Annotated in this window: 3 protein-coding genes; 1 reads left to right on the top strand and 2 read right to left on the bottom strand. The window is 64.4% G+C overall.

Features of this window, described 5'->3' with window-relative positions:
- Positions 1 to 600 (top strand): 2-hydroxychromene-2-carboxylate isomerase (locus tag VGD20_RS00650; RefSeq protein ID WP_331132602.1); only part of this gene is annotated, 600 nt, incomplete at its 5' end.
- Here the strand turns inward: VGD20_RS00650 and VGD20_RS00645 are convergent.
- Both VGD20_RS00645 and VGD20_RS00640 read right to left on the bottom strand, forming a co-directional pair.
- Complete coding sequence (locus VGD20_RS00645; RefSeq protein WP_331132601.1) at positions 597 to 1,517, bottom strand: DMT family transporter; 921 nt, start codon at positions 1,515 to 1,517, stop codon at positions 597 to 599. The two genes, VGD20_RS00650 and VGD20_RS00645, sit on opposite strands and share 4 nt — an antisense overlap.
- An 80-nt stretch (positions 1,518 to 1,597) precedes the next feature.
- The gene (locus VGD20_RS00640) at positions 1,598 to 2,449 is read right to left on the bottom strand and encodes a DUF3011 domain-containing protein (RefSeq protein ID WP_331132603.1); all 852 of its coding nucleotides are present in this window, start codon (positions 2,447 to 2,449) and stop codon (positions 1,598 to 1,600) included.
- Between the last annotated feature and the right edge of the window lie 135 nt (positions 2,450 to 2,584).

Raw genomic sequence — 2,584 nt, 5'->3', positions numbered from 1 at the left:
GTGAGCAAGACCCTCGAACTGATCTTCGACTTCGGCAGTCCCAACGCCTATCTGTGCATGAAGGCGCTGCCCGAGCTGCTCGACCGCACCGGCGCCGACCTGATCATCACCCCCTGCCTGCTCGGCGGCATCTTCAAGGCGACGGGCAACAAGGCGCCGATGATCCAATATGCCGAGGCGCCCGCCAAGCTCGCGTACGAAAATCTCGAAATGCGGCGCTTCATCGAAAAGCACGGCCTCGTCAAATTCCGCATCAACCGGCATTTCCCCGTCAATACGCTGACGATCATGCGCGGCGCGATCGTCGCCGACGACGAAGGCAATCTCGACGACTATGTCGACGCGGTGAACCGCGCGATGTGGGAGGAAGGCCTCAAGATGGACGATCCCGAGGTAATCGCAACCTTCCTTTCGGCGAACGGTTTCGACGGCCCTGCACTGCTCGCGCGGACGCAGGACCCCGGGATCAAGGCGAAGCTTGTCCAAAACACCGAAGCTGCTGTGGCGCGCGGCGCGTTCGGTATCCCGACCTTCTTCGTCGGTGACGACATGTTCTTCGGCAAGGATCGCCTCGCGCAGGTAGAAGAGGCACTCGCCTAAGCCTGCGCCGCGGGTTCGGGACGCCCCGCGACCAATATCCCGATGACGATGAGCGCCAGCCCGGCGACGTGGAACAGGTGCAACACCTCGCCGAGGAACAGCATCGCGAGCCCCGCGCCCATCAGCGGCATCACATTCATATATTGCCCGGTCGCCGCCGACCCGATTAGTTCGACCCCGCGATTGAAAAAGAGATAGGCAAGGAACGACGGGAAGATCGCAACATAGGCGATCGCCAGCGCGCTTCCGGTTGCCGGAACGATCAGCCGCCCTGCCCAGAGTTCGTGCACGTAAAAGGGCACGATGACCGCGATGCCCACGACCATCGACGCCGCGAGGAAGCTCAGGGGATGTACCGCGGGCCGGCGACGGAGCAGCACCGAATAGAGCGCCCAGAGCAGCACCGCCCCACCGATGATCGCGTCGCCGATATTGAGCCGCAAACCCCATAGCATCGCGGGATCGCCGCGCGCGATGATCGCAAGCACGCCGGCGAGCGAGATCAGCACCCCCGCAATCTGGCGCAGGCTGGTACGGTCGCCCATCACCAACGCCCCGACGACGAGGACCAGCGCCGGCAGCGCCGACTGGATCAGCATCGAGTTGAGCGCTGTCGTGCTTTGCAAGCCGGTGTAGAGCAGGATGTTGAACGACCCGATCGCCAGCGCGCCGAGCAGCGCGACGATCGTCCAATTTGCCCGCAGCACCGGCCAGTCGCGCCTGAGGTGCGGCCATGCGAGCGGCAGCAGCAAAGCGAGCGCGAGGGTCCAACGCCAGAAGGACAAGGCGGCGGGCGGCACCAGATCGCGCGCCGCGCGCCCGACGATCGAATTCCCGGCCCAGAACAGCGCCGTGACCGTCAGCAGCGGATAGGCCCGCGACCAGATTGCCGCAGCCGGCCCGCCTTCCTTCGTCATTCTGCTGCGCTCCGCTTCGCCCCGAAAGTGTCATCCCGGCTTACGCCGGGACGGCGAGACAGCGAAAGCCCCTTCGTGCCTTAAGCGAAGTCGAGCTGGATGATATCGCTCGGCGTCGCGCGGCAATACATCTCGACCTGCTTCGCGCCGTCGGGATAGGTCGCGGTCATCGTCGCGCGGATTCGCCAGCCGCCATTGCCCTGCTCGAGCGAGATCAGCTTGTCATAGGACAACCGCGTTCCCCCGGTTACCCCGATCTGGCGCGCCGCGTCGTTCATGCAATTCTGCACCGACGGCCGCGATGCGCTCGGCAGCGCGGAGAGATTGGCGCTGAGCGTTGCCGGAGGACCTGCGGGATAGGTCGTTTCGCTGCCGCTGCCGCTTTCGGGGGCTGCGTCGTCGGTCTTCTTTTTCTTGCCACTCGCGAGCAGCGCGAGCAGCCCGCCCGCGACGACGATGCCGCCAATGATCAGCCCGGTGCTCGGCCCCTTGTCTTTGTCCTTCTCGGGCGGGCGCACATTGCGATAGCCATAGCCGAATTCGGCGCGGCAGCCCTTGTCGACCCAGATATAGTTGCTCGTGTAACCCCATTGGCGCCCGGCGTTGCATTTGCCCGCGATCTTGCGCGTCAGTTCGACGCGATCGTTCGTCCGGACATTGCACTGCTGATATTTATACTGCCACGATTCGCAGTTCATCGTGCCCGCAAAGTCACGGACCGGTTGCGGCAGCGGCGTCGGATAGCCGCCACCATTGCGATAGCCATAGGCGAATTCGGCGCGGCAGCCTCCCGACACCCAGATCTGCGTCGCGGTAAAGCCCCAGTCGCGCCCCTTCGAACAGCGCCCGCCGATCACCCGTTGCAGGTCGACGCGATTCCCGGTGCGCACGTTGCAACGCTGAATCTTGTTGTTCCGCGATTCGCAGCGGATCGTCCGGGGACGAAGGCGGTCGGCGCCGCCCGCATAGCTAGTCCGCTTGCGCGACTTCGCGCATGCGCTAAAGACAGCCGATGGATCAAATCGTCATTCGCGGCGGCCAGCGACTCAAGGGCCGTATCCCCATCT

The organism is Sphingopyxis sp., assembly GCF_036402335.1.
Lineage (GTDB): Bacteria > Pseudomonadota > Alphaproteobacteria > Sphingomonadales > Sphingomonadaceae > Sphingopyxis.
Note: the sequence above shows the minus strand (reverse complement) of the source record. Positions and strands in the feature narration are given on the sequence as shown.

Coding starts and splice junctions, on each gene's coding strand:
- VGD20_RS00645 (WP_331132601.1), bottom strand. CDS start 1,517: ATGACGAAGGAAGGCGGGCCGGCTGCGGCAATCTGGTCGCGGGCCTAT.